The 4,370-nt window shown below is 72.0% G+C and carries 4 protein-coding genes and 1 other RNA gene; 2 read left to right on the forward strand and 3 right to left on the reverse strand.

Features of this window, described 5'->3' with window-relative positions:
• The 3 genes from NQ160_RS18345 to NQ160_RS18355 all read right to left on the reverse strand — a co-directional run.
• Positions 1–215, reverse strand: a 215-nt coding sequence (locus NQ160_RS18345) for a hypothetical protein (protein WP_257516565.1), incomplete at its 3' end; no start/stop codon positions are given.
• Positions 202–1,494: a DUF58 domain-containing protein gene (locus tag NQ160_RS18350; protein WP_257516566.1), complete on the reverse strand. Its 1,293-nt coding sequence runs from the start codon at positions 1,492–1,494 to the stop codon at positions 202–204. The genes NQ160_RS18350 and NQ160_RS18345, both read right to left, overlap by 14 nt.
• Positions 1,495–1,501: 7 nt before the next feature.
• A complete protein-coding gene (locus NQ160_RS18355) occupies positions 1,502–2,494 on the reverse strand; it encodes an AAA family ATPase (protein ID WP_257516567.1) in 993 nt (330 codons plus the stop codon).
• Between the two features lie 101 nt (positions 2,495–2,595).
• On the opposite strand from NQ160_RS18355, the gene ffs reads away from it, so the two are divergent.
• Positions 2,596–2,692: signal recognition particle sRNA small type (gene ffs, locus NQ160_RS18360), an RNA gene on the forward strand.
• 95 nt (positions 2,693–2,787) lie between these two features.
• A partial coding sequence (gene pta, locus NQ160_RS18365) for a phosphate acetyltransferase (RefSeq protein WP_257516568.1) occupies positions 2,788–4,370 on the forward strand: 1,583 nt, incomplete at its 3' end.

The raw sequence follows: 4,370 nt of genomic DNA on the forward strand, positions 1-4,370 counted from the left end.
CCGGTGGCTGCAAGGGCAGGCAGGCGCCGGGCGTGGGCGAGGTGGCCGGCCGTCAGCAGCGCCGCCGTCAGCGCCACCGAGGCCACCAGCCAGCCGCCCGGAGCGATCACGTCCACGAGCGGCAGCGCGGATGCCACGATGACCGCCGCCACCGCGAGGGTGAGCCGCAGGTGCGCGCGGCTGCGGCGGGGGCGTGCACCGTCAAGCGACGACATGGCCCGCCTCCCGTTCGACGGCTTGGTGCCACGCCGGTGCGAGGTCCGCACCCGCCGGGATCGACGCGACCCGCCAGCCGTGGGCCGCGGCGCGCGGCAGCGCGTCGTCGACCGGTGACACCGCGAACAGCAGTGGCAGCGACGAGTGGTGGGCGACCGGGGCCAGGGCCGCGGCATCCGCCGCATCGAACCTGCCGACGATGACGACCACGGGGCCGCTCGTTCCGCCCGTGAACAGCGGCGCGAGGTCGGCCAGATGGTCGTCGCGGCGGGTGACGAGCGTGGCGAACGAGGTGCCGAGCGTCTCCACGGCAGCGAGGTCGCCGCCTTCGAGCGGGTCGGCCAGCGCCCGGCCGTCGGAGTCGGTCACCGTGACGGTGTAGCCCTCTCGCACGAGCCGCGCGACGATGGAGATGCAGGCGCTCAGCGCCGACTCGAAGCCGTCGTCCAGACCCGTCCCGCGCATCGCGTGGGGGCTGAACCTGCCGGTCGCCAGGTCGAGCACGACCGTGGCGGCCGGCGTCGACTCCTGCTCCTCCTGGCGCACCATCAGCTCGTCGCGATGGGCGCTCGCGCGCCAGTGGATGCGGCGCATCGAGTCGCCGGGCGCGTAGGCGCGGGGGATGAGGTTGTCGGTGCCCTGACCGAGCTCGTTGGACGACGTGTGCCGACTGCCGCCCGCTTCGCCGGGCAGGTTGGTCAGAGGGGGCAAATCGACGACCTCGGGCGCCACGATCACCCGGGTGCGCTCGCTCAGCACGTGGGTGCGGCGCACGACCCCGAAAGGATCGGTCGACGACACCGTGAGCGGACCGAGGGTGTGCACCCCTCGGCGGGTGCCGACGATGCGGTAGTCGACGTCGACGGTGTGGGCCTCACCCCGCAGGCCGGAACCGAGCGCCGGGAACACCCCGCATGCCGCACCGCCGCCGCGCCGGCCGTCAGCTGCCACCTCCGCGGGGGAGCGCCAGGCGAGCCCCGGCGACAGCGTGTCGCGCCACATGCCCTGACCCGACGCGATCGCGGCGCGCAGCGACACCCGCACCGTCACCTGGCCTTCTTGCCCGACCGTCAGCACGTCGGGTTCGACCGTGCGGGTGAGGCCGTCGGCGCGTCGGACGGCGTACAGGCTCACTACCGCTGCGGCGACGACGGCGAACAGCAGCATCGCCACGTACAGCAGCTCGACGACACCGCGGTCGGCGGCGACGACCAGGCAGACCAGCCCCAGCAGCACGGCACCCGTGCCCCGGAGCGTCAGCGGCCACAGGCGTCCCATGGTCGCCTCACGCGCGCGCGGTGAGCGGTACGCGCACCGATGCCGCGATCTGCGTCAGCACCGACGTGACCGCATCGGTGGTCGAGCGCACTCGGGCGGTGCCGGCGCTGCGGGTGGGGATGAGGCGGTGCGCGAACACCGGCACGAGGAGGGCCGCGATGTCGTCGGGAATGACGAACGGGCGGCCGTCGAGCGCCGCACGCACCTTCGCTGCGCGCACGAGCTGCAGAGTGGCCCGGGGGCTCGCACCCAGTCGCAGGTCGGCGTGGGCGCGCGTGGCCTGCGCGAGTGCGACGGCGTACTCCTCGACGGCGGGCGAGAGGTGCACGCTGCGCGCCCACCCGATCAGCTCGCGCACGATGTGCGAATCGACGACCGGGGTGATCGCGTCGAGGGGGTTCACCGCATCGCGCTGGCGCAGCATGAGGCCCTCGCTGGCGGCATCGGGATAGCCCATCGAGATGCGCATCATGAAGCGGTCGCGCTGCGCCTCGGGAAGGGCGTACGTCCCCTCCATCTCGAGCGGGTTCTGCGTGGCGACGACGAGGAAGGGCTCCGGCAGCGCGTGGGACTCGCCGTCGACGGTGACCTGATGCTCCTCCATCGCCTCGAGCAGCGCCGACTGGGTCTTGGGGGAGGACCGGTTGATCTCGTCGGCGATGACGATGTGCGCGAAGATCGCGCCCCGCTTGAACTCGAACTCCCGGTCGACGGGGTTGAACACCGACACGCCCGTCACGTCGCCGGGAAGAAGATCGGGGGTGAACTGGATGCGCCGCACGGTGGCGTCCACGGATGCCGCGAGCGCGCGGGCCAGCATGGTCTTGCCGACCCCGGGCACGTCCTCGATGAGCAGGTGGCCCTCGGCGAGCAGGCAGGTGAGCGCTGAGCGCACCGCATCGGGCTTGCCGTCGATCACCCGGGAGATGGAACCCGCGATCGCATCGGTCAGGCGTGCGAAGGACTCCGCGGTGATCTGGTCCCCAGGCTGCTCACTCATGCGTTCCCCTCGGCGGGTGGGCGGTGCGTCGCTCCGGCGCGTCGCTGCCCCGATCGTAACCCCGCGCGTGCAGGCGGTGGGCCGAGTCGGGATACACTGGTGTCAGCTCTCCGCGAGGCGGCATCCAGGCCAACTCCCCCAGGACGGAAACGTAGCAAGGGTAACCAGGCTCTGCCGGGTTCGCGGAGAGTCTTACTTTTCCCGCACGGCAGCGTCGCCCCTCGCGGATCACTCCGGCATTATTCACGGAGCACCGCCTGACGGGCGGGGACCGTCGCACCTAGGCTGTGCAGGTGGCTCAGAGCATCTACATCACCTCGGCCGAAGGTCATTCGGGCAAGTCCACGATCGCGTTGGGCGTGCTCGACGCGCTCAGCCGCGCGACGCCGCGGGTGGGGGTGTTCCGCCCCATCGCCCGCTCCACGGCCGAGCGCGACTACGTGCTCGAGATGCTGCTGGACCACGACGGCGTCGACCTCGACTACGACGAGTGCGTGGGGGTCACCTACGACGACGTGCGCGCCGACCCCGAGGCGTCGCTGGCGCGCATCGTGGAGCGCTTCAAGGCCGTCGAGCGTCAGTGCGATGCCGTCGTGGTGGTCGGCAGCGACTACACCGACGTCGGCAGCCCCGCCGAGCTCGGCTACAACGCCCGCATCGCCGCCAACCTCGGCACCCCCGTGCTGCTGGTGATCGGCGGCCGGGCGCTGCAGGGCCAGAGCGAACAGCTGGGCACCACGACCGCGCGCACCCCGTCGGAGATGGGGCAGATCGCGGCGCTCGCCGTGGCCGAGCTCGAGCACGGACGCGCCGACCTGTTCGCCGTCGTGGCCAACCGGGCCGACCCCGAAAAGCTCGACGAGATCATCGCCGCCGTGACCGAGGCCACGGCGGCCGCGCAGCCCGGCCGCGAGATTCCGGTGCGCGCGATCCCTGAAGACCGCTATCTCGTGGCCCCGTCGGTGCGCGGCATTCTGCGCGCGGTCGAGGGGACCCTCGTCAAGGGCAACCCCGAGCTCATGACGCGCGAGGTGCTGAGCATCGTCGTGGCCGGCATGTCGATGGTCAACGTGCTGCCGCGGCTCACCGAGTCGGCCGTCGTGGTCATCCCCGCCGACCGCACCGAGGTGCTGCTGGCGACCCTGCTGGCGCACTCGTCGGGCACGTTCCCGTCCGTGGCGGCCGTCGTGCTCAACGGACCGTTCCCGCTCCCCGAATCGATCGACAAGCTGATCGACGGGCTCGGCTCGACGGTGCCGATCATCGCGACCGACCTCGGCACGTACGACACCGCCGTGAGGGTCATGAACGCCCGCGGCCGCCTGGCCGCCGACTCGCAGCGGCGCTACGACACGGCGCTGGCCCTCTTCGAGAAGCACGTCGACACCGAGGCGCTGACGAAGGCGCTCGGAGTGGCGGGAACCACCGTGGTGACGCCCCTGATGTTCCAGTACGCCCTCATGGAGCGTGCGCGCAATGACCGTCGCCGCATCGTGCTGCCCGAGGGCGACGACGACCGCGTGCTGCGGGCGGCGGCCACCGTGCTCTCGCGCGGCATCGCCGACCTCACGATCCTCGGCGAAGAGGCCGAGGTGCGAAGCCGCGCCCTCGAACTCGGCATCGACCTGTCGGGCGCCCAGATCACGAGCCCCTTCGACAGCGCACTGGTCGACCGGTTCGCCCAGGAGTACACCCGGCTGCGCGCCCACAAGGGCATGACGTACGAGCGCGCGTCGGACACCGTCACCGACGCGTCGTACTTCGGCACGCTCATGGTGCACATGGGTCTCGCGGACGGCATGGTCTCGGGGGCGGCGCACACCACCGCCCACACCATCCGCCCCGCCTTCGAGATCATCAAGACCCGCCCGGGCGT

This window comes from Microbacterium sp. zg.Y909 (assembly GCF_024626565.1).

Excerpts from the sequence above, each read along its gene's own strand:
- NQ160_RS18355 (WP_257516567.1), bottom strand. The coding sequence starts at position 2,494 with ATGAGTGAGCAGCCTGGGGACCAGATCACCGCGGAGTCCTTCGCACGC.
- NQ160_RS18350 (WP_257516566.1), bottom strand. The coding sequence starts at position 1,494 with ATGGGACGCCTGTGGCCGCTGACGCTCCGGGGCACGGGTGCCGTGCTG.